Source organism: Clostridium nigeriense, assembly GCF_050585245.1.
Taxonomy (GTDB): Bacteria; Bacillota; Clostridia; order Clostridiales; family Clostridiaceae; genus Clostridium; species Clostridium nigeriense_A.
The window spans coordinates 600,294-622,714 of the sequence record NZ_JBNOOF010000001.1 but is presented as its reverse complement, the minus strand read 5'-3'; the positions used below and the strand labels follow the sequence as shown (position 1 = coordinate 622,714).

Annotated in this window: 20 protein-coding genes; all 20 read left to right on the top strand. The window is 28.8% G+C overall.

The features are described from left to right. On the top strand, positions 1 to 604 hold a 604-nt coding region (locus ACQPUY_RS03010; protein WP_430839437.1), incomplete at its 5' end, for an LPXTG cell wall anchor domain-containing protein. A gap of 168 nt (positions 605 to 772) precedes the next feature. Next, positions 773 to 1,840, top strand: a complete 1,068-nt coding sequence (locus ACQPUY_RS03005) for a GtrA family protein (protein WP_430839436.1) — start codon at positions 773 to 775, stop codon at positions 1,838 to 1,840. Positions 1,841 to 1,856: 16 nt separating this feature from the next. Then, entirely contained in the window at positions 1,857 to 2,792 is a 936-nt protein-coding gene (locus ACQPUY_RS03000) for a phosphodiester glycosidase family protein (RefSeq protein ID WP_430839435.1), read from the top strand. 163 nt (positions 2,793 to 2,955) lie between these two features. Continuing rightward, positions 2,956 to 3,183, top strand: a complete 228-nt coding sequence (locus ACQPUY_RS02995) for a hypothetical protein (protein ID WP_430839434.1) — start codon at positions 2,956 to 2,958, stop codon at positions 3,181 to 3,183. Positions 3,184 to 3,351: 168 nt separating this feature from the next. Then, positions 3,352 to 5,328: a transketolase gene (gene tkt / locus ACQPUY_RS02990; protein ID WP_430839433.1), complete on the top strand. Its 1,977-nt coding sequence runs from the start codon at positions 3,352 to 3,354 to the stop codon at positions 5,326 to 5,328. A gap of 160 nt (positions 5,329 to 5,488) precedes the next feature. Then, on the top strand, positions 5,489 to 7,261 hold the full coding sequence (locus ACQPUY_RS02985; RefSeq protein ID WP_430839432.1) for a S8 family peptidase: 1,773 nt from the start codon (positions 5,489 to 5,491) through the stop codon (positions 7,259 to 7,261). A gap of 15 nt (positions 7,262 to 7,276) precedes the next feature. Beyond that, the gene (locus ACQPUY_RS02980) at positions 7,277 to 9,049 is read left to right on the top strand and encodes a S8 family peptidase (RefSeq protein ID WP_430839431.1); all 1,773 of its coding nucleotides are present in this window, start codon (positions 7,277 to 7,279) and stop codon (positions 9,047 to 9,049) included. An 88-nt stretch (positions 9,050 to 9,137) separates the two neighbouring features. After that, the gene (locus ACQPUY_RS02975; protein WP_430839430.1) at positions 9,138 to 9,965 is read left to right on the top strand and encodes an alpha/beta hydrolase; all 828 of its coding nucleotides are present in this window, start codon (positions 9,138 to 9,140) and stop codon (positions 9,963 to 9,965) included. Between the two features lie 220 nt (positions 9,966 to 10,185). Beyond that, positions 10,186 to 10,746 carry a MarR family winged helix-turn-helix transcriptional regulator gene (locus tag ACQPUY_RS02970; RefSeq protein WP_430839429.1) on the top strand — a complete coding sequence of 187 codons (561 nt, stop codon included), beginning with the start codon at positions 10,186 to 10,188 and terminating at the stop codon, positions 10,744 to 10,746. 73 nt (positions 10,747 to 10,819) lie between these two features. Then, positions 10,820 to 12,628 carry an ABC transporter ATP-binding protein gene (locus ACQPUY_RS02965; protein WP_430839428.1) on the top strand — a complete coding sequence of 603 codons (1,809 nt, stop codon included), beginning with the start codon at positions 10,820 to 10,822 and terminating at the stop codon, positions 12,626 to 12,628. Positions 12,629 to 12,937: 309 nt separating this feature from the next. Then, complete coding sequence (locus tag ACQPUY_RS02960; RefSeq protein ID WP_430839427.1) at positions 12,938 to 13,105, top strand: hypothetical protein; 168 nt, start codon at positions 12,938 to 12,940, stop codon at positions 13,103 to 13,105. A 6-nt stretch (positions 13,106 to 13,111) separates the two neighbouring features. Next, positions 13,112 to 13,366, top strand: coding sequence for a hypothetical protein (locus ACQPUY_RS02955; protein WP_430839426.1), 255 nt, complete (start codon positions 13,112 to 13,114; stop codon positions 13,364 to 13,366). A gap of 1 nt (position 13,367) precedes the next feature. Continuing rightward, positions 13,368 to 13,643: a hypothetical protein gene (locus ACQPUY_RS02950; protein ID WP_430839425.1), complete on the top strand. Its 276-nt coding sequence runs from the start codon at positions 13,368 to 13,370 to the stop codon at positions 13,641 to 13,643. A 113-nt stretch (positions 13,644 to 13,756) separates the two neighbouring features. Continuing rightward, positions 13,757 to 14,122 (top strand): hypothetical protein, encoded by a 366-nt coding sequence (locus tag ACQPUY_RS02945; protein WP_430839424.1) that lies wholly within the window; start codon positions 13,757 to 13,759, stop codon positions 14,120 to 14,122. Between the two features lie 133 nt (positions 14,123 to 14,255). Continuing rightward, entirely contained in the window at positions 14,256 to 15,227 is a 972-nt protein-coding gene (locus ACQPUY_RS02940; RefSeq protein WP_430839423.1) for a Gfo/Idh/MocA family protein, read from the top strand. Positions 15,228 to 15,376: 149 nt separating this feature from the next. After that, positions 15,377 to 16,258 carry a Cof-type HAD-IIB family hydrolase gene (locus ACQPUY_RS02935; protein WP_430839422.1) on the top strand — a complete coding sequence of 294 codons (882 nt, stop codon included), beginning with the start codon at positions 15,377 to 15,379 and terminating at the stop codon, positions 16,256 to 16,258. 135 nt (positions 16,259 to 16,393) lie between these two features. Further along, positions 16,394 to 18,097 (top strand): sigma 54-interacting transcriptional regulator, encoded by a 1,704-nt coding sequence (locus ACQPUY_RS02930; RefSeq protein ID WP_430839421.1) that lies wholly within the window; start codon positions 16,394 to 16,396, stop codon positions 18,095 to 18,097. A 296-nt stretch (positions 18,098 to 18,393) separates the two neighbouring features. After that, the gene (locus ACQPUY_RS02925; RefSeq protein WP_430839420.1) at positions 18,394 to 19,755 is read left to right on the top strand and encodes a short-chain fatty acid transporter; all 1,362 of its coding nucleotides are present in this window, start codon (positions 18,394 to 18,396) and stop codon (positions 19,753 to 19,755) included. A 34-nt stretch (positions 19,756 to 19,789) separates the two neighbouring features. Further along, positions 19,790 to 20,728: a 3-hydroxyacyl-CoA dehydrogenase family protein gene (locus ACQPUY_RS02920; RefSeq protein WP_430839419.1), complete on the top strand. Its 939-nt coding sequence runs from the start codon at positions 19,790 to 19,792 to the stop codon at positions 20,726 to 20,728. 25 nt (positions 20,729 to 20,753) lie between these two features. Then, a complete protein-coding gene (locus tag ACQPUY_RS02915) occupies positions 20,754 to 22,304 on the top strand; it encodes an acyl CoA:acetate/3-ketoacid CoA transferase (protein WP_430839418.1) in 1,551 nt (516 codons plus the stop codon). Positions 22,305 to 22,421: the final 117 nt, after the last annotated feature.

Here is a 22,421-nt window from a genome sequence, read left to right as displayed (position 1 = left end):
AAAAGAGAAAGAAGAAATAGTAATAGATAAAACAAAATTAGAAGAAGCATATAAAGCAAATAAAGATAAAGAGCAAGAAAATTATACAGAAGAAAGTTGGAATCTATTTAAAGAAGCACTAGAAAAAGCAAAAGCAATCTTAGAAAAAGAAGAAGCAAAACAAGAAGAAGTAGATTTAGCAACAGAAGAATTAATAAAAGCAGTAAGTGAATTAAAAGAGAAAGAAGAAGAAATAGTAATAGATAAAACAAAATTAGAAGAAGTATATAAGGAAAATAAAGATAAAGAGCAAGGAAATTATACAGAAGAAAGTTGGAATCTATTTAAAGAAGCACTGGAAAAAGCAAAAGCAATCTTAGAAAATGAAGAAGCAAAACAAGAAGAAGTAGATATAGTAACAGAAGAATTATTAAAATCAGTAAGTGACTTAAAAGAGAAATTAGTAGAAGATAATAGTGACACTAATGAAGAAGTTAAAACAAATAACGATAATAAATCTCAGAATAATCTACCTAGTACAGGAGGAATAAACTCTTTTGCATGGTTAATGATAAATGGATTATTAATTTTAATAGGATTAGTATTGTTTAAAAAGAATAAATAATATTATAGATAAGAAATAATATACCTCACCTAACAAATTAGGTGGGGTTATTTTTATAATATAAGCTACAACTTAGATACATTTTTGCCACTTAAATGAGATATATGAAGGGTAATATAAAATTAAGAAATAAGTTTATTTATATTATTTTAAAAGGAGAACATGGAGTTGAAAGAATATGATATTATAAATAATCCTGTAATAATAATTCCAGCTTATTGCCCCGATGAAAGGTTACTTAATTTAATAATTAAAATAAGAAAAAAAGTTAAATTTCCTATTTTTATTGTAGATGATGGGAGTGGAGATAAGTATAAAAAGATATTTACGTTAGCACAAGAAGTTCCAAAGTGTTTTTTATATCATTATAAGGTTAATAAAGGGAAGGGATCAGCATTAAAAGAAGGAGTAAAATACGCTTTAGAAAAGTATCCCAATAATTGTGGCTATATTACTTGCGATGCAGATGGACAGCATAGTGTAGAAGATATAATTTCTGTGGCAAATTCTCTTATGGAGAATAAAAAATCCTTAATATTAGGAGTAAGAGATTTTTCTTCAAAGGATGTTCCTAGAAAAAGCAAGATAGGTAATTATATTTCATCTTTTATATTTTATTTAATTACTGGAGTACGATGTAAAGATACTCAAACTGGGTTAAGAGGAATACAAAGAGAATATGAAAATATATTTATTTCGGAAGGAGGAAGTAGGTATGAGTTTGAAATGAATTTTTTAATTAGCATGGCTAAAAAGAAAGTTAAGTTTAAAGAAGTAATAATTAAAACTATTTATATTAATAACAATGAGGGTTCACATTTTAAGCCTATTAAAGATTCACTTCGTATTTTTAGTGGATTACTAAAGTATACAGGCTCTTCTATAATAAGCTCAGTTGTTGATTTATCTATATTTACTATTTTATATATAACAATATTTAAAGGGTATTCAGTAGGAGTATTATATTCAACAATAGTAGCTAGATTATGCTCTGGGACAGTGAATTTTTTATTGAATCAAAGATGGGTATTTAATGGAAGTAAAGAAAACAAAGAGTTGGTGAAGTATGTTTCTTTATTTATAACACAAATGCTAATTAGTGCTCTGTTAGTGTCCTTATTAACATATATAATTTCAAATGTCACATTAGCAAAATTATTAGTGGATTGTACATTGTTTTTTATAAGTTACTTTATACAGAAACATGTAGTTTTTTCACAAAGTAATAAAGAATAGGGAGTTATAAGGAAAGATGATTAAATTTTTTAAGAAACCATATAGATATGCAGTTATTTTTTCTATTTTACTTATTTCTTTTTCTACATTTGTTTTACTAGATACTTTTGTTATACCAAAATCGCAAGTAAAAAGTGAGGAAAACATCGCAGATAATAGTAGTGGAACAAGTGATACTAATGATGATAATATTAGTAGCGATATGGGAGAAGTAATAATTACTGAAAATAGTTATTCTGATGAAAATATTGAGATAGCAATAGAAAGGGATAGGGAAAATGGAACTACATTTTATGTAGCTGATATAACTATAAAAAATCCAAATTTATTAAAAACAGCCTTTGCTAATAATACTTATGGGAGAAATATAAAGGAAGCAACATCTGTAATTGCAAGTGAAAATAATGCTATTCTTGCGATTAATGGTGATTTTTATGGATTCAGAAATAGTGGATATGTATTAAGAAATGGTGTTGCTTACAGAGATACTATAAGTACAGATGAGTATGGAGAGGCTTTAGTTATTGATAGTGAAGGAAATTTTGAAATAATTAATGAGTCGGAAACTTCAATGTCAGATCTAGAAAATCAAGGTGTTTTACAGGTGCTTTCATTTGGGCCAGCATTAGTTGAAAATGGAGAAAGTGTAGTAGGAGAAAATGACGAAGTAGGAAAGGCTATGGTTAGTAATCCAAGAACAGCAATAGGTCAAGTTGGACCATTACATTATATTATGATAGTTTCAGATGGAAGAACTAGTGAAAGTGAAGGCTTTACCTTAAAAGAACTTTCAAATATCCTAGTTGATAGAGGTTGTATAACTGCTTATAACTTAGATGGAGGTGGATCATCAACTATGGTGTTCAATGGGCAAGTTATTAATAAGCCAACTACAAATGGAAAAAGCATAAAAGAAAGAGAAGTGAGTGATATTGTCTATATTGGATATTAATAAAAATTTAATTAAATCAATAATAGTATACTTTTGTGTATCAGTATTTACTTTAATATTTGCTAAAGTATATTCATTTTTTAGTCATGGAGTATATTCAAAATATATGGACTTAATGTTTCTTTATCCATTAATAGGAGGAGCTTTCATTTATACACTTCTTTTGTTAATTATTAGGAATAGTAATTATATGAAATATAGAATATCTTTTAATATTTATAACTCTGGTATTGCAGCATTAACTGTAGGAAGCTTATTACATGGAATTCTTGAAATTGCAGGAACCTCTTCTGAGTATATAATGTATTATTCAATTCTTGGGTGGATGGCTGTAGGTACTGGGATAATTAGTTTTTTTATTAATACATTTAGAAAAAAGCAGATACATTAAGATATTGATGTGATGATTTAGTAAAATTAGCATTAAATTGCTTTACATATATTTATATTAAATGAAATTAGTGCTAAAATTAATCTGTAGGTATAAGGCTATTTTAAAAGACATATTATTAATAGTTATTTTACCGATAAAAACCATTTTGAAGGGGGATTAAAAGAGATGAATTTAGACAGAAAAGTGGTAAATACAATTAGAGGATTATGTGCTGATACAGTTCAAAAGGCTAACTCAGGACATCCAGGTTTGCCTTTAGGGGCAGCTCCAATGGCATATACTTTGTGGTCAAAGGTTATGAATTATACACCTAAAGATATAAATTGGGTAAATCGTGATAGATTTATTTTGTCAGGTGGACATGGATCAAGTTTATTATATACTTTACTTCATTTATTTAATGTTGGAGTAACTATGAATGATTTAAAGGAATTTAGACAATTAGACTCTAAGACTCCTGGTCATCCAGAATATGGACATACAGTAGGTGTAGAAGCAACAACAGGACCTTTAGGAGCAGGTATGGGAATGGCAGTTGGAATGGCTATGGCTGAAAAACATCTTTCAGCTGTATTTAATAAAGAAGGTTATCCAGTAATCGATCACTATACATATGTATTAGGTGGTGATGGATGTATGATGGAAGGGATTTCATCAGAAGCTTTTTCATTAGCAGGAACACTAAAATTAGATAAATTAATTGTTTTATATGATTCAAATAATATATCTATTGAAGGAAATACAAATATTGCATTTACTGAAGATATAAAAATGAGAATGAAGGCCTTTGGATTTAATGTATTTAAGGTTGAAGATGGAGATAATCTTGAAGAAATTTTAAATGTAATTAATGAGGCAAAAAAATCTGTTGGAAAACCTGCATTTATTGAAGTAAAAACTAAGATAGGTAAGGGATGTCCAGCAAAAGAAGGTAAAGCAAGTGCTCATGGAGAACCTCTTGGAGTTGATAATGTAATAGAATTAAAGAAAAATTTAGGTTTACCAGAAGATAAGGATTTTTATGTTGATGAAGAGGTTTATAATTATATATCATCTCAGCAAAAAAGAGTAGATTCAGTATATGAAGAATGGAATGAAATGTTTGATAAGTATTTAGATGAGTTCTCAGACATGAAGGAATTATGGAATCAATATTTTACTCCGGATTATGAAAAAATATTAAGTGAAAGTCTTGAATATTGGGAATATGATAAGAAAGATAATGCAACAAGAAATCTTTCTGGGATTGCAATGAATAAGATTAAAGATTTATTCCCGAATTTCATAGGAGGAGCAGCTGATTTAGCTCCATCAACAAAAACTTATTTAAATGGCAGTGGAGATTTTAGTAGTGATAATTATAAAGGACGAAATATACATTATGGAGTTCGTGAACTAGCAATGGCAGCAGTAGGAAACGGAATTATGCTACATGGTGGATTAAAGACATTTGTCTCAACATTCTTTGTATTTAGTGATTATGTTAAACCAATGGCAAGATTGTCAGCACTTATGAAATTACCATTAACTTATGTTTTAACTCATGACAGCATTGGAGTAGGAGAAGATGGGCCAACCCATGAACCAATTGAACAATTAACAATGCTAAGGGCAATGCCTAATTTTAATGTGTTTAGACCATGTGATGCAACTGAAACTAATATTGCTTGGTATATGGCAATGACTTCAAAAGAAGTACCTACAGCACTAGTTTTATCAAGACAAAATCTTCCTGATATAGAAGGGTCAAATAGAGAAGCTATGAAGGGTGGATATGTTATTGATGATTCTGATGGAGAACCAGAAATTATATTAATGGCTTCAGGATCAGAAGTATATCTAGCTGTTGAAGCTAAGAAAAAATTAGAAAATAAAAAGATTAGAGTAGTAAGTATGCCTTGTATGGATATATTTAAACAACAAGACGAAGATTACAAAGAAAAAGTTTTACCAAGAAAAGTAACAAAGAGAATAGCTATAGAAGCAGGCTCAGGATTAAGCTGGGGAGAATTTGTTGGCTTTGATGGTAAGTATATAACCATGGATAGCTTTGGAGCATCAGCACCAGCTAATTTATTATTTGAAAAGTTTGGATTTACAGTTAATAATGTAATTGATGTTATTAATCAATTATATAAGTAAACTTATATAAGTAACAGCATAGAAAAGCCAGTTAATTAACTTTAGTTTAATTTATAAACTGGCTTTTTTATATTAAGTTTTTTAAATTAAAATAGTTTAGTCTATTATCTGAATTTTTATCATATAAATTTTATAGCATAATAATTTTGGGGGAATTTTAGTGAAAGAAAGCAGATATTGTAACCAATATTTAGATGAAGACTATATACATTTAGTAATAGAATATAGAGGAGACTTTGAAGCACAAATAAATAACATAGATTATGCATGTGGAAGTGTTGTAACTGAAAATTTGGGAGTTGTCGCAGTTAAAGAAGTTGATCTAAAGAGATTAAGAAATGATGTGCCTGCAATTATATTTATTGAACCTAGAAGTATATATGTATTACAAGAAATTAACCCGTCTAATTCAGATAATATAAATAAAGTAAAGACTAATCCGTATTTAAATCTAACAGGTAGAGATGTAGTAGTTGGGATGATAGATACAGGAATAAACTATCTTAATCAAGAGTTTATAAATGAAGATGGTACATCTAGGATTATTAAAATATGGGACCAAACGATTCAAACTACTAATAATAAACTTGGAACTATATATAATAACGATCAAATAAATAGTGCTATAGAAGCATATAAAAGTGGAAAAGATCCTTATGAAATAGTGGCTAGTAAAGATGAAATTAACCATGGAACTAAAATGGCAGGAATAATTGGAGCAAGAGGATATAGTAATAAATTTCAAGGAATAGCACATAATTGTGAATTTTTAATTGTAAAGTTATTAGAATCACCAAATTATTTAAAAATACTAAGAGAAAATAATCTTTCTAAAGTACCAGTTTATAGTAATGCTGAAGTTTTATCAGCTATAGAGTATTTATGGAGAACAGCTAGAGAGATTGGTAAGCCACTGGTAATATTCTTTGGGGTAGGGAGCCATGATGGAAGTCATGATGGATATAACATTACAGCTAGATTTATTACTATACTTGGAAGTAGAGAGGGAGTAGTATTTATAACTGGAACTGGAAATGCAGGTAGTTCTGATGGACATGTATTAGAATTTATAAAAAATGTAGGTGAAATAAAAACAGTAGAATTATTAGTAACAAAGGACATGAAGAGATTAGGATTTTATGTATGGATTCAGAAACCTGATGAGATGTCTTTGAATGTAATAGATCCTTCTGGAGAAGAGATGGGATTTATGACTTCTAAAATCTATCGTGAAAGAGATAAAGATTTTTTGATGATAGATACAAATTTAAAAGTTCAAGCCTATAATCCAGAAAATTTTACTGGACATCAGGTTTTTGCATTGGATTTTACTGATATAAAGAGTGGAATTTGGAAATTACAATTAAGAGGTGAATATATAAGTAATGGAAGATTCGATATTTGGTTACCAGATGTTACTTTATTACCAGAGGGTACTAAATTTTTAAATCCTAATCCATACAATACTCTTACAATACCATCTACAGCAAGAAAAGTTACTACTGTATCATATTATAATAGTATAAATAATTCTATAGTTGCAGAATCGGGAAAAGGATTTAATACAAATTCTTTGATAAATCCAGATATAGCTGCAGATGGAATAAATGTACTTACTACTTCCGGAATTAATGACATTGTTAAAGTTAGTGGAAGTTCAGTAGCAACAGCAATAGTGGCTGGAGCAAGCTGTCTTTTTATTCAGTGGCAATTAGCTAATGAAAAGTATTCTGGATTATACTCAACTAAATTAAGAAGTCTACTAATATATAGCGCTAAAAGAGAGCAAGGATATATATATCCAAATGAAGAAATTGGATATGGTAAATTAGATATATTGCAAGTGTTTAATGTATTAGGAGGAAGTAGGGCTGAGAGAAGTTATGTAGAATATTTTGTAAACAATCTATTTATAAGATTACCAATTAAATAAAGGAGTGTAATGTTATTGGAAAATAATAATGTTAGAGAGTATATTTTTAATAGTCCTGATTATGTACATATGGTTATAGAATATTCAGGAAAAATTCCAGAAGAAAAAGATAAAAATAAAGAAATATTCATAAGTATAATAAATAATGAGTATGCTATTCTTTCAATTAAAGATAATATTATTTCTAACGAAGATAGTTTAGCTAATTATCAGAATATTAATTTAATAAGAGAAACGATTAACAAAAAGTTCCAAGAGGTTGAAGGATTTAGAGTAATACATGTATTACCACCACAAATATATACTTTGCAAGAAATGTCAGCAATTGAGGCATCTGGAATAAATAGTTTAAAAGCAAATCCTAATTTGGATTTAACTGGTGAAGGTGTTATTATTGGAATTATTGATACTGGAATAGATTACTTAAGTGAAGAATTTAGAGATGTTAATGGTAAAACTAGGATAATATCTATATGGGATCAGACTATGGATAATAATGGAAATAGTAATGAAATTGTTTCATTTGGGACCGTTTATAATAGAAATGAAATTGATAGAGCAATAGAAGCCTATAATTTAGGTCAAAATCCATATGATATTGTGGCAAGTAAGGATGAAAATGGACATGGAACAGGTATGGCAGGAATTGTTGGAGCAACGGGTAAAAACAATAACATTGAAGGAATAGCACCAAAATGTGAATTTGTTATAGTAAAATTAGCAGAAACAAATTATTTAAAAGCTAGATTAGAAGTAGATATTCCAATTTATGATTTACCATTTGTTTTTAGTGCAATAGAGTATTTAAAAAGAGTTTTGGTAAATGAAAAAAAGCCATTAGTGGGATTATTGCCTTTAGGAAGTAATAATGGAAACCATAAAGGAGATAATATTTTTGATAGTTTTATAGAAAGTGTATCTAGTAATGTAGGAATAGTTATTGTTACTGGTTCAGGAAATCAAGGTACTCAAGATGGACATGTATCTGGAACAATTAAAAATAAAGATAGTATAGAGGTTGTTGAAATAATAATTGACGAAAAACAGAAATTTATGCTTTTAGAGCTTTGGGCAGATTTACCTAGTATTTTAGAGATAAACTTAGTATCACCTGCAGGGGAAGAAACAGGATTTATACCAGCAGAACCTAATATAATTGATGTTAATAAATTTATATTTGAAAAAACTAAAGTTGAAATAATATACTTTTTGCCTGAAGAGTATACAGGAGAAGAGATGATATCAGTATATTTTGATGATTTAGCACCTGGAATATGGCAATTGAAGCTTAGAATAATTCGTGGAGAAATGGCAGTTTTTAATGCATGGCTTTTACAAAAGGGTATAGCATTTCCAGGAACAAGATTTTCACCAAGTGATCATTATGGAACTATAACTATTCCTGGTGATTCAGATTTTGTTGTTACAGTAGCTGCATATAATCAAAATAATAATAATTTATTAGCTTATTCAGGAGTATCTTTTAGATCTGAGTATACAGAAAAAATAGATTTTACTGCTGGTGGTGTTAATACAATGACTGTAGGGTTAAATAACTCTATTCAAGTAATAAATGGTACTAGTTTAGCAGCCGCAATTGGTGCAGGAGCTTGTGCTTTGCTTTTTCAATGGGGAATAGTACAAAAAAACTATCCATATATGTATTCGCAAAGTATAAAAACCTTTTTAAGAAGAGGGGTAATTAAAAGGCAAAAAGAAACTTATCCTAACCCAGAATGGGGTTATGGGATAATTAATTTTTATAAAATATTTGAAAATATGATATGAAAATTAAGGAAAACAAAGATAGATAAAAAGATTAATGATACATATTTAATGGTATTATTAAATTATTTTAAAATTGGAGGATTATAGAATGATATATGAAAAGATAAATATTTGTGATATTAGTAATAGTTTAAAAGAAAGTAAAGCTTATATAAATGTTTATATTCCAGATAATAGTGAGGAAGTTGATATAAATAAAAAGAAAACTACTATAGTTATATGCCCAGGAGGAGGTTATGTGATGACTTCTGATAGGGAAGCTGAACCAGTAGCTTTAAGGTTTCTTTCTGAAGGGTTTAATGTAATTGTCTTGAGATATAGTGTTGCTCCAAGCAAGTACCCAAATTCATTGTTAGAGCTTGCAGAAACTATAAACTATACTCGTAAGATGAGTGGAAAATGGAATGTAAATAATGATAAAATTATAGTGTGTGGATTCTCAGCAGGAGGACATTTAGCAGGAAGCTTAGGAGTTTTATGGAATAGAGATTTTATATCAGAAGCCTTAAAAACAAATAAAACTGAGGTTAAGCCAAATGCAATGATACTTTCTTATCCGGTTATAACAAGTGGAGGATTTGCACATAAAGGTTCTTTTGATAGCTTATTAGGAGAAAATGCAAGTGAAGAAGAAAGGGAAAAACTTTCTTTAGAAAAATTAGTATCTAAGGATACTCCAGAAACATTTTTATGGCATACTTATGATGATGGAACTGTTCCAGTAGAAAATTCATTAATCTTTGCTAATTCTTTAAGAAAAAATAATGTACCATTTGAACTTCACATATATCCAACAGGTGTACATGGATTAAGCCTATGTGAAGAACTTTCTGCAAGAAAAGATGATAAAAATCATATTAATCCACATGTAAGTACTTGGTTTAAGTTAGCTATTGAATGGATTAAGAATATATAATTAATAAGTCAGTAACTAAGTTGATTTTTAGCTACTGACTTTAATATTTATTTAACATTTTTAATAAATGGCTTTTTATAGATAAAGATATTAGATAGAATCTTCAAAAAAATAATTAGGTACCTAAATATTTTTATTGACATATATAGGGCATAAGGGATATAATGAAATTAGTTAGGTACCTAAATAATTTTATGAATTAAATAAGGAGGATATTATTATGGCAGAAAAAATTTCAAATGAATTATATGATGCAGTGCAAAAGATGAATAGATATATGCATAGAAGTAAGCATAGAGGAATGAAAACAAAGGAAGGAATTCATCCTGGACAAATGAAATTATTATCTATAATTTCAAAAAATGATGGAATTATTCAACGTGAATTAGCTGAGACTTTAGATATGCGTCCATCATCTTTAACAGAAATGCTATCTAATTTAGAGAAGAACTCTTTAATTACTCGTAAACAAGATGAGAGTGATCGTAGAGTCATGCATGTTTATATAACTGAAGAGGGAAATAGTATTATTAAGGATTTTAAGCAAGCTAAAGATAATTTACAAGATTCTATTTTTAATTGTTTAACTTTAGAAGAGAAAGAAAAAATGTTAGAGATAGTTGGCAAGATTAATTCAAGCCTTGAATCTTTAGATAATGTAAGTGAAGAAAATAGTAGAGTAAAAGGTGAATGTTGTCATCATGGACATGGAGAACATCACGGAAAATGTGGAAGACATGAAAAATGTCATCATGGAGAGCATAAGAAAAGAATGCTTTAATAAGTTTAAATCTCTATTTTAGTAGTTGTGTGGAGCTGAAAATAAAGACTAACTTTTATGGAGGGCAAATTTTATGGCCGGAGGATTTGGAGGCAAGATGAGGTTCGCCAGAGAGGAAGATAAAGATATAAAAATTACTAAAGAAATTTTATTTAGGATATTTAAATATTTTAAGCCTTTCTGGAAACAAATGATTTTAGCAATTGTTTTATTATTTATAGTTTCAGTTTTAGGTTTAGTGATACCAATAATGACAAAAAATATTATTGATAAAGCACTACCAGAGAGAAGTATGTATTTACTTGTTATATTTATACTTGCCTGCATTGGTGCAACAGTATTAAAGGAGTTAGTATCTGTTGGACAAAATTATATTAATACTTGGATATCTAAGCATATTATTTATAATATGAAAAATGAAATGTATGAGCATCTACAACATATGTCTATGAATTATTTTTCCCTTTCAAAACCAGGAGAAATAACTACTAGGATGACTAGTGATATAGAAGGAATTCAAGATATTTTTAAAACAACTATTGTAAATGCATTAAGTGGTATCTTAACATTAGTTACAACTATGGTTGCACTGTTTGCAATGAATTGGAAGATGGCAATTCTAAGTATGTTAATATTACCAGTTTTTATTTTACCAACAAGAAGGGTTGGAAAATATAGATGGAAAATTGCTTTAGAAAGTCAAGAAAAATTAGCAGAATTAAATCAATTAATTCAGGAAACTTTAAGCGTTAGTGGCGCTACTCTAATGAAAATTTTCACTAAAGAAAAAGAATCTTATGAGGAATTTGAATGCACTAATAAGAAAGTTATAAACTTGCAGATTAAAGAGACATTAGCAGGTAGATGGTTCTTTATGACAATGAGTGTTTTTACTACCCTTGGACCAATGATAATATATCTTTATGGTGGATATTTATTTATGCAAGATAAGATGTCTATAGGCGAAATAGTTGCATTTGTAGCTTTATTAGATAGATTATATAAACCTGTAACACAGCTATCAAATATTCATATTGATGTTACTAGATCATTAGCATTATTTCAAAGGATATTTGATTATTTTGATATGGAAGAAGAAAGTAGAGACAGAGAAGATGCAATTAATTTAGAAAAGGTTAATGGGAATATTGACTTTAAAGATGTTTGCTTTTCATATAAGAAGGGTCAGGAAGTATTGAAAAATATTAATTTTTCAATAGAACCTGGAACTATGACTGCCTTGGTTGGAGCTAGTGGGGTTGGAAAAACTACGGTTACCAATCTTATACCAAGGCTTTATGAAGTTTCAAAAGGATGTGTTAAAATAGATGGACATGATACTAGAGATATAACTCTTGAATCTCTTCGTAGACAAATAGGAATAGTTATGCAAGAACCATATCTTTTCAATGATACTATAGAGGCAAACTTAAAGTATGGAAAAGAAGATGCTACTTATGAGGAAATAGTTGAAGCATGTAAAGCTGCATATATACATGATTTTATTATGTCTCTACCAGATAATTATAAAACTATAGTAGGAAATCGTGGTATTAAGTTATCAGGAGGAGAAAAACAACGTATATCTATTGCAAGGGTTATATTAAAGAATCCTAAAATTATTATTTTAGATGAGGCTACATCAGCTTTAGATTCTGTATCTGAAATGTATATACAAAAGGCATTAATACCTTTATTAAAAGGTAGAACGAGTATTGTAATTGCTCATAGGCTTTCAACTATCTTATCAGCAGATAATATTTTAGTATTTGAAGATGGAAAAATTATTCAATCAGGAAATCATAAAGAATTATTGGATGAAGGTGGATTATATAAAAAGTTATATGATACTCAATTTAGAAAAGAAAATAATAAAATCTAAAGTATTATATATTTTATTAGCAAGTGATTGTAATTAAATAGTCACTTGCTAATTTTATTATACGAGGAATTTATAAAAAGATTAGTCTGTGAAGAACTTTTTATAAATTCCATCATTCAGCTTTGAAGTGCATCTATTAATTTTGTGATGACTTGGAGCATGGCGAAGGAATAAGCAAAATTATATAGATGCACTTTTTTATTATTTGATATATATGAACCTGAATAAGTGAATAGATGTTTGAAATATGATAAAATATATTCAAGAGACATAATAAATAAATAAATAAATAAATAAAGGGTGTTTAAAATGGAGAAAAAGAGGTTTATATTAGAAAACGTATTATTAGAAGATGGATTTAATTTTGAAAAAGGCATTGTTTTAAGTACAAAGACTAAAAGTAAAGATATATTAATTTCTAATGGAAATATTGAAGGTATATATGAAAGAAATTCATTCAATGAGAATATTGAATGAATTGATATGGAAGGACTACTTGCTATTCCATCATTTAAGGACAGACATATACATTTAGACAAAGGATATTATGGTGGCAAGTGGAGTGCTTGCACCCCTTTTATCACTGTATTTGATAGAATAAAAGAAGAAGAATTTCTACCTAGTTTTTTAGAAGATACTGAAATTAAAGCTAAAAAATTATTAGATTTATTAATTAAAAATGGAGTCACAGAAGCTAGAGTTCAATGTAATATAAGATCCTGTTGTGGGTTTAGGTAATATGGAAAGGGTTTTAAAAGCGTTGGAGGATTATAATGATAAAATAGATTATGAACTAGTAGCTTTTCAACAACATGGTCTTTTAAGAAGTAATAGTATAAGCTTTATGAAAGATGCTATGAGAAATGGAGTAAGAATAGTAGGTGGATTGGATCCAGCTACAATAGATGATGATATAAATAAGTCTATAGATGAAATGATGAATATTGCTGTTGAGTTTAACTCTGATATAGATATACATTTACATGAAAGAGGAACTTTAGGGGCCATGTTATAAGAAGACTTCTTAAAGTTGTAGAAGAAGCAAAATGGCAAAATAGAGTAACTATAAGTCATGGATATTGTTTAGGGGATATAGAAAAATTAGAATTAATTAATATATGTGATTCTATGAAGGCGTTAGGTGTAGAATTATCCACAACATCGCCAATAGATGTATCTTCTCCTCCAGTAACATTTTTAAGTGATTATGGTGTTAAAGTAAACATAATAAACGATAACATTAATGACCACTGGAGTCCTTTTGGAAGCGGGGATTTATTAGAAAGATTAAGTAGAATGTGTGAAAAATTTGGAGTAATAGAAGAATATAATTTAAATAAATATTTAAAGTTAATTACTAATGGAAAATCTATTTTAGATAAAGATGGAAATGTTTTATGGCCAAAAGTAGGAGATAAGGCAGATATGGTATTTTGTGATGCATCTTGTTCAGCAGAGGCAATACTAGGATATCAAAAAGAAATACAGTTATGAAAGATGGAAAATTTATATTTAAAAACATATAGTTAAAATAGAAGGTTTATTTAAAATAATTTAATTGGGTAATACTATATAAATTAATTAAGAAATATAATAATATTAATAAAATGAAAGGAGAAGTGAAGATATGATAAGATGGGGAATTATAGCGCCCGGTACTATAGCTAATGCTTTTGCTAAGGAAGTTATAAAAACTAAAGATGGAGTTCTTACAGCTGTTTATGGGAGAAATGAAAATAAAGTAAAAGAATTTGCAAAGGACTATAATATAGAAAAGTATTATAGTAATATAGATGAGTTTTTGAATGATGAAAATATAGATGCTGTATATATAGCGACTCCACATAATTATCATATGGAGTATGCTAAAAAGTGTATAGAAGCAAAAAAACATATATTATGTGAAAAACCATTTTCTTATAATTATAAGACAAGTGAAGAAGTATTAAATCTTGCAAGAAAAAGTAATCTATTTATAATGGAGGCACTTTGGACTTTATTTTTGCCAGCAGTAAATCAAGCTAAGAAATGGATTGAAGAAGATAAAATAGGAAAAGTAAAACTAGTTACAGCAAATTTTGGATTTAAGAGTAATGAAGATATAAATTCAAGATTATATAATCCATGTTTAGCTGGAGGAGCTTTGCTAGATGTAGGAATTTATCCAATATTATTTTCTAATTTTATGATAGGCAGTTTTCCTAAAAAAATTAAAGCAGATGCAGAGTTTACAAATACTAAAGTAGATGAAAGCGATATTATTAATTTGAAATACGAAAATGGAGTATTAGCATCATTAACTTGTTCTATTTCTGCAGATACTGATAATACTGCTATTATTTATGGAGAGAAAGGTAAGATAGTTATACCAAAGTTTTGGAGTGCAAAGGAAAGTTATTTATACTTTGAAGATAGAACAGAAGAGTTTATCGATAGCTATAAAGAAGCAGGCTATAAGTATGAAATAGAAGAAGCAAATAGATGTATAAAAAATAAAGCTTTAGAAAGCACTATAGCACCTCATAATATTACTTTAGAATTAGCTAAAATTATGGATGAAATAAGAAATCAAATAGGCTTAATATATCCTTTCGAATAAAACATCAACAATTCTTCATTTTTAATTTTAAATTTGGGCTGTTTGTACGACAGCTCTTTTTTATATTTAGAAAATCATAAAAAGATTATTTTATTAGTAATTATGTTATAATATATAATAGAGGAAAATGTTTCAAGGAGGGGTATAAAATGATAAAACTTATAGCATCAGATATGGATGGTACTTTACTAAATAGTAACCATGATATAGATAAAGAAACAGTTGAGGCAATCAGAAAGGCAGAAGAGGCAGGGATAACATTTACAATATCAACAGGAAGAGAATATGAAAGTGTTAAAGCAGTATTAGATAAACATAATATTAAAGCTCAATGTATATTGTCAAATGGAGCAGAATATAGAGATGAAGAAGGAAATATATTAGATATAGTAAATATAAACGAGGAAAGCGCTAAAAAAATTATAGAAATACTAGAAAAAAATAATCTTTCAGCTAGAATATTTACTAATAAAGGTATATTCACAAATTCTACAAGGGAAAAGGCATTACAAGAAATTACTTATAGAACTATGAGCTTTAATCCAAATTTAACGGAATGTGAAGCAAAAGAGATTTCAGAAACTTTACCTTTTTTTACAGTATTACAGTATATTACTGATATTAATAAATTCTTTGAGGATGGAATAGAAGTAAGAAAATTTGTTGCTTTTCATAGGGATATCGAGCTTATAGATAATATGAAAAAGGTAATTAGCCAAATTGAAGGATTAGCTATTTCATCATCTTTTAGAGATAATATTGAAATAACTGACATTAATGCACAAAAGGGAATTATTTTAGAAAAAGTAGCATCTAATATGTCTATAAATAGGGAAGAAGTTATGATTTTAGGTGATAGTTTTAATGATTATTCTATGTTTGAAATATTTCAAGAAACTGTTGCTATGAAGAATGCAATACCAGAAGTTAAGGCCATAGCTAAGTACATAACAGATACCAATGATAATTTAGGAGTAGCTAAGGCTATTTACAATGTTTTAAATAATGAAATGCATAAAATGCTTAAATAATTAGTTTAACTTTAATATGGCTCAATGAAAATACTTGAATGTAGAATCATTGAGTTTTTTTATTAATATAGACATTGAGTTTTAAATGAGGGGGGAATTTAGTAAGTAGTAGTATTATTATTTACTAAGAATAAAATGGTTACTTTAAAAGAGGTTTTTACGGATATATGTAATAGTCTATATGAGGGATTTATTTTACTTGATAATGATGAAAACATAGTTTTAATTAATGAAAGAGCAAAATTACTGTTAGAAGATTATGATGAGGGTGATAGAGGAACCAAGCTTAAGGAGAATATAAAAAAACTTAATTTTAAAGAACAAATATGTAATGGGAAGCCAGAATTTAATAGCACCTTAAAATTAGGAGAGAATACTTTAATTATAAATAAAATACCTATACATGTTAGCGGAATAATTAAAGGAGCTATTGGTATTTTTCAAGATAGCAAATTGCAAGGAAATTTTTTAGATACTAATTCAAGCTCTAATATTTTAAATACTATTATGGATACAACAAAAGAATGTGTTGTAGTAGTAAATAAAGACGGTATTATAACTATGATGAGTAAATGCTATAAAGAATTTCTTGAATGTGAAAATCCTGAAGGAAAGTATGTAGAAGACATAATAGATAATACAAGACTTCCTAACATACTAGAATCAGGTAATATAGAATATGGTGATGTGCAAATTATACAAGGAAGAGAAGTAGTTGCAATGCGTGTACCTATAAAGAATAAGGAGTCTGTTATTGGAGCTATTGGTAAGATAATGTTTAGGGATATAGGTCAACTAGCATTACTAAATAATAAGGTAAGTGTACTTAAAAATGAAGTTGAATTTTATAAAAATGAATTAGGTAAAGAAAGGATTTCTAAATATTCATTTGATAATATTATTGGAATTTCCAAAAAAGCTTTAGAAGTAAAACGAATATGTAAGCTTTTAGCAAAGACTGATTCAACAGTATTAATAGTAGGTGAGAGTGGTACAGGAAAAGAACTACATGCATCTGCAATACATAATGCAAGTAAAAGATCCTTAGGTCCATTTATAAAAATAAATTGTGGAGCCATTCCTGGTAGTTTGATTGAGTCAGAATTATTTGGATATGATGAAGGAGCATTTACTGGTGCAAAAAAAGGTGGTAAAAAGGGAAAGTTTGAATTAGCTGATGGAGGAACTATTTTCTTAGACGAAATTGGAGAAATGCCTATAGATATGCAGGTTAGATTACTTAGAGTAATTCAAGAAAAAGAGGTGGAAAGAGTAGGTGGAAATACTTTAAAGAAAATTGATATTAGGATAATTGCTGCGACTAATATTAATTTAGAAGAAGCTGTTGAGCAAGGAAGGTTTAGAAGAGATTTATATTATAGGTTGAATGTTATGAAGGTAGAAATACCTCCGTTAAGAGAAAAAAAAGAGGATATTGAATTATTAGCAGATAGTCTAAGGGTAAAGGTAGCTAATAAGCTAGGATTATATGTTGAAGGAATATCTAAAAAAGCTATTGATATATTAAAGAATTATAATTGGCCTGGTAATATAAGAGAACTAGAAAATGTTATAGAAAGAGCAATTAATCTTTTAGATTCTGGAAGTTTAACGATAGAACCTAAGCATTTGCCAAAATCTATAGTTAAAAATAAGTATAAAAATACATTTCATGAAGAAAGAAAGTTAAGTGAAATTATTGAAAGTGTAGAAAAAAGATCAATTGAACGTTGTTTAGCAGAAACTAAATGGAATAAAAATAAAACAGCAAAGTTACTAGGGATAAGTAGAGCCAACCTATATAAAAAGATAGAAAAATATAATATAGAAAAAAGATAAAACTTAAATAAAATAGTTAAGCAATTGATTTTATTTAAATAAACAAGTGTATATTAATTAGACATGTATAATTAATATACACTTTTCTCATGAAGTCAATGAATAGCTTTACATTTGGATATTTACTAAAGATGAGTGTCTATAAAATATACACATTTATATTAATGAGATATATTTATCCACAGAAAATCAAGGAAATATCAAGGATAAGAATTGGCACACTTATTGCTTATAATAATTATGTGAATAAATATTAATTATTAAATATAATATTATATTTTTAAGGGGGAATCTAAATGTTTAAAAAATTCACTAATGGTTGTGTTGCATTGGTGCAAAAGTATTTACCAGATCCATTTATTTTTGCTTCAATTCTAACAATAATAGTTTATGTTGCAGGTATTCTTGTAACTAAACAAGGTCCGTTAGAAATGTTAAGTCACTGGAATAATGGATTCTGGAGCTTACTATCATTTGCAATGCAAATGGCATTAATAGTAGTTACAGGTCATACATTAGCAAGTACTCCAATAATCAATAAAGGAATTAAAAAGTTAGCATCCGTTCCTAAAAAACCATGGCAAGCAATTGTATTAACAACTTTAGTTGGTGGAATAGCTTGTTGGATAAACTGGGGATTTGGACTTATATTAGGTGCTATATTTGCAAAAGAAGTAGCCAGAAAAGTTAAAAAAGTCGACTATAGACTTCTAATTGCATCTGCTTATTCTGGATTTGTTGTTTGGCATGGTGGATTATCAGGTTCAATACCACTAACAATTGCAGCAGGTGGGAAAGATGTAGAAGCGGTTTCTGCTGGAGTAATTACATCTGCAATAACAACTTCACAAACAATTTTTAGTAAATACAACATTATTATTGTGTTAGCAATTTTAATAATATTACCAATAGTTAATTCTTATATGCACCCAAAGGGAGACGATATATTTGAGATTGACCCTAAATTATTAGAAGAAAGCGATAAAGTTTCATATGCTAAGGTTGATACTACAGGTATGACACCAGCTCAAAAAATAGAAAATAGCCCTATAATATCTATATTAGTCGGTATCATGGGACTTGCGTTTGTTGTTTACTATTTTGCTACTAATGGATTTAAGCTTGATTTAAATATAGTTAACTTTACATTCTTATTCTTAAGTATATTACTTCATGGTACTCCACGTAGATTCTTAAATGCAGCAGCATCAGGAGTAAAAGCTACAACTGGTGTTATAGTTCAATTCCCTTTCTATGCTGGAATAATGGGGATGATGGTTGGTGTTAGTGCAACAGGAATTTCATTAGGTGGAACTATAGCAAATGGAATAATTGGTATAGCAAATGAAACTACATTACCAATATTATCAATTATAAGTACTGCATTTTGTACTATTTTTATACCATCAGGTGGAGGAGAATGGGCTCTTCAAGCTCCAATTATTATGCCAGCCGCTCAACAATTAGGTGTTAGTGCTAGTGTAGCTGCAATGTCAGTAGCATGGGGAGATGCTTGGGCTTCATTAATTCAACCATTCTGGGCTTTACCAGCATTAGCAATTGCAGGCTTAAATGCTAGGGACATTATGGGATTCTGTATTGTAGATTTATTAGTGACAGGAGTAATTATATTTGGATCATTTTTACTTTTAGTTTAAAAATATAAATATATAAGAAGGGTGAGATATATATATGAATATTAAAAATATAGCAGTTTTAGGAACTGGAACAATGGGACATGGTATTGCTTTACTATCAGCTAAAGCAGGTTTAAATGTAAAGATGTATGGAAGAACTAATGAGAGTTTAGATCGAGGTACTAGCAGTATTATATCAAGTTTAAATAGATTAGTAGTAGAAGGAAATATTACTGAAGAAGAGAGCCAAGAAATACTTGGAAGAATTAAAGGCGTAAAAACTCTAGAAGAGGTAGCTGAAGATACAGATTTTATAATTGAATCAGTAGCAGAAAATTTAGAACTTAAACAAGATATTTTTAGAAAATTAGATTCATTATGTAAACCTAATGTTATATTAGCAAGTAATACATCTGGACTTAGCCCAACTGATATAGCAAAAGCTACTACTAGTCCTGAAAGAGTTGTAATAGCTCACTTTTGGAATCCACCACAATTAATTCCACTAGTAGAAGTGGTTCCAGGAGAAAAAACTAGTAAAGAAACAGTTGATATAACTGTGGATTGGGTTAACTTTATAGGCAAGAAAGCAGTTAAGATGGAAAAAGAATGCTTAGGTTTTATAGGAAATAGGTTGCAATTAGCTTTATTAAGAGAAGCAATGTATATAGTAGAAAAAGGATGGGCTAAACCAGAGGAAGTAGACAAAGCGATGGAGTATGGACATGGTAGAAGGTTATGTGTTACAGGCCCATTATGCAGTGCAGATTTAGGAGGATTAGATATATTTAACAATATCTCTTCATATTTATTTGAAGACTTGTGTAATTATACAGAGGCATCTAAGTTATTAGAAGGAAAGGTTAATGAAAATAAATTGGGAATTAAATCTGGTGAAGGATTTTATAAATGGGATAAAGAAAAAATCGAAAATAAACAAAAAGAAAGAACTGAAGTTTTACTATACTTTTTAGATAGAGATGATAAAGAATAATTTAATTATTTAGGGGGTATATAAAATGAAATCTAAGATAATAAGTTTAGAAGATTCTGTTAAGATAATAAAAAGTGGAGATGTAGTTGCTGTAGGTGGTTTTATTGGTAGTGGACATGCTGAGGCTATTACTGCAGAAGTAGAAAAGAGCTTTTTAGAATGTGGTGCCCCAAAGGACTTAACATTAATATATGCAGCAGGACAAGGAGATAACAAGGATAAAGGATTGAATCACTTTGGTCATAAGGGATTAGTAAAAAGGGTAATTGGAGGTCACTGGGCATTATGTCCTAAGTTACAAAAATTAGCTGTAAATAATGAAGTTCAGGCTTATAATATTCCACAAGGAATTATATCTCATATGTATAGAGATATAGCAGCTGGAAAACCTGGTACAATATCAAAAGTTGGGCTACAAACATTTGTAGATCCTAGATTTGATGGTGGAAAATTAAATGAAAGTACTAAAGAGGATATAGTAAAAGTTATTAATATTGATGACAATGAATATCTGTTTTATAAAGCTATTCCTATAGATGTAACTATATTAAGAGCAACTTATGCAGATGAAGAAGGAAATGCTAGTTTTGATAAGGAAGTTGCAACACTAGATGCTACTTCAATGGCACAAGCTGCTAAAAATAGCGGAGGAATAGTAATTTTACAAGTAGAGAAGATAGTTTCTAGGGGATCACTAGATCCAAGAAAGGTTAAGATACCAGGAATATATGTAGATGCTATAGTAGTTGCTCAGCCTGAAGAACATATGCAAACTTATGCTGAAATGTATAATCCAGCATATTCAGGAGAAGTTAAATTTCCTATTGACTCAGTTAAACCATTGCCATTAGGAGAAAGAAAAGTTATAGCAAGAAGGGCAGCCTTAGAATTAAAAGATGGATCAATAATTAATTTAGGAATAGGTATGCCTGAAGGAATATCAAGTGTAGCCAATGAAGAGGGTATAGGAGAGAGATCAACATTAACTGTAGAAGCTGGTCCTATTGGAGGTGTTCCAGCTAATGGGTTAAATTTCGGAGCATCATTAAATCCAGTTTCTATTATTGATCAAGCAATTCAATTTGACTTCTATGATGGTGGTGGACTTGATGCAGCTTTCCTTGGACTTGCACAATGTGATAAAGAAGGAAATATAAATGTAAGTAAGTTTGGAACAAAGATAGCTGGCTGTGGTGGGTTTATCAATATAACACAAAACTCTAAAAAAGTTGTGTTTTGTGGAACATTTACAACAGGTGGCTTGAAAGTTGAAGTAAGTGATGGAAAATTAAAGATATTGAATGAAGGAAAAGTAGTTAAGTTTATAGATGAAGTTGAACAAATTACTTTTAGCGGAAACTATGCAGCAAATATTGGCCAAGATGTATTATATATTACTGAAAGAGCAGTATTTAGATTAAGTAAAGAAGGATTAATCTTAGAAGAAATAGCTCCTGGTGTAGACTTAGATAAAGATATACTACCATATATGACCTTTAAACCTATAATTTCAAATAACTTAAAATTAATGGATGAAAGAATTTTCAGGGAAGAGAAAATGGGATTAAGCAATTAAAACCATAGATAACTAAAATTACAATAATAACAAATTAATTTTAATTAAATATTGACAGGGTTATAGAAAACATTTACAATAAAACTAGAAAACTAAAAATAGTTTTCTAGTTTTATT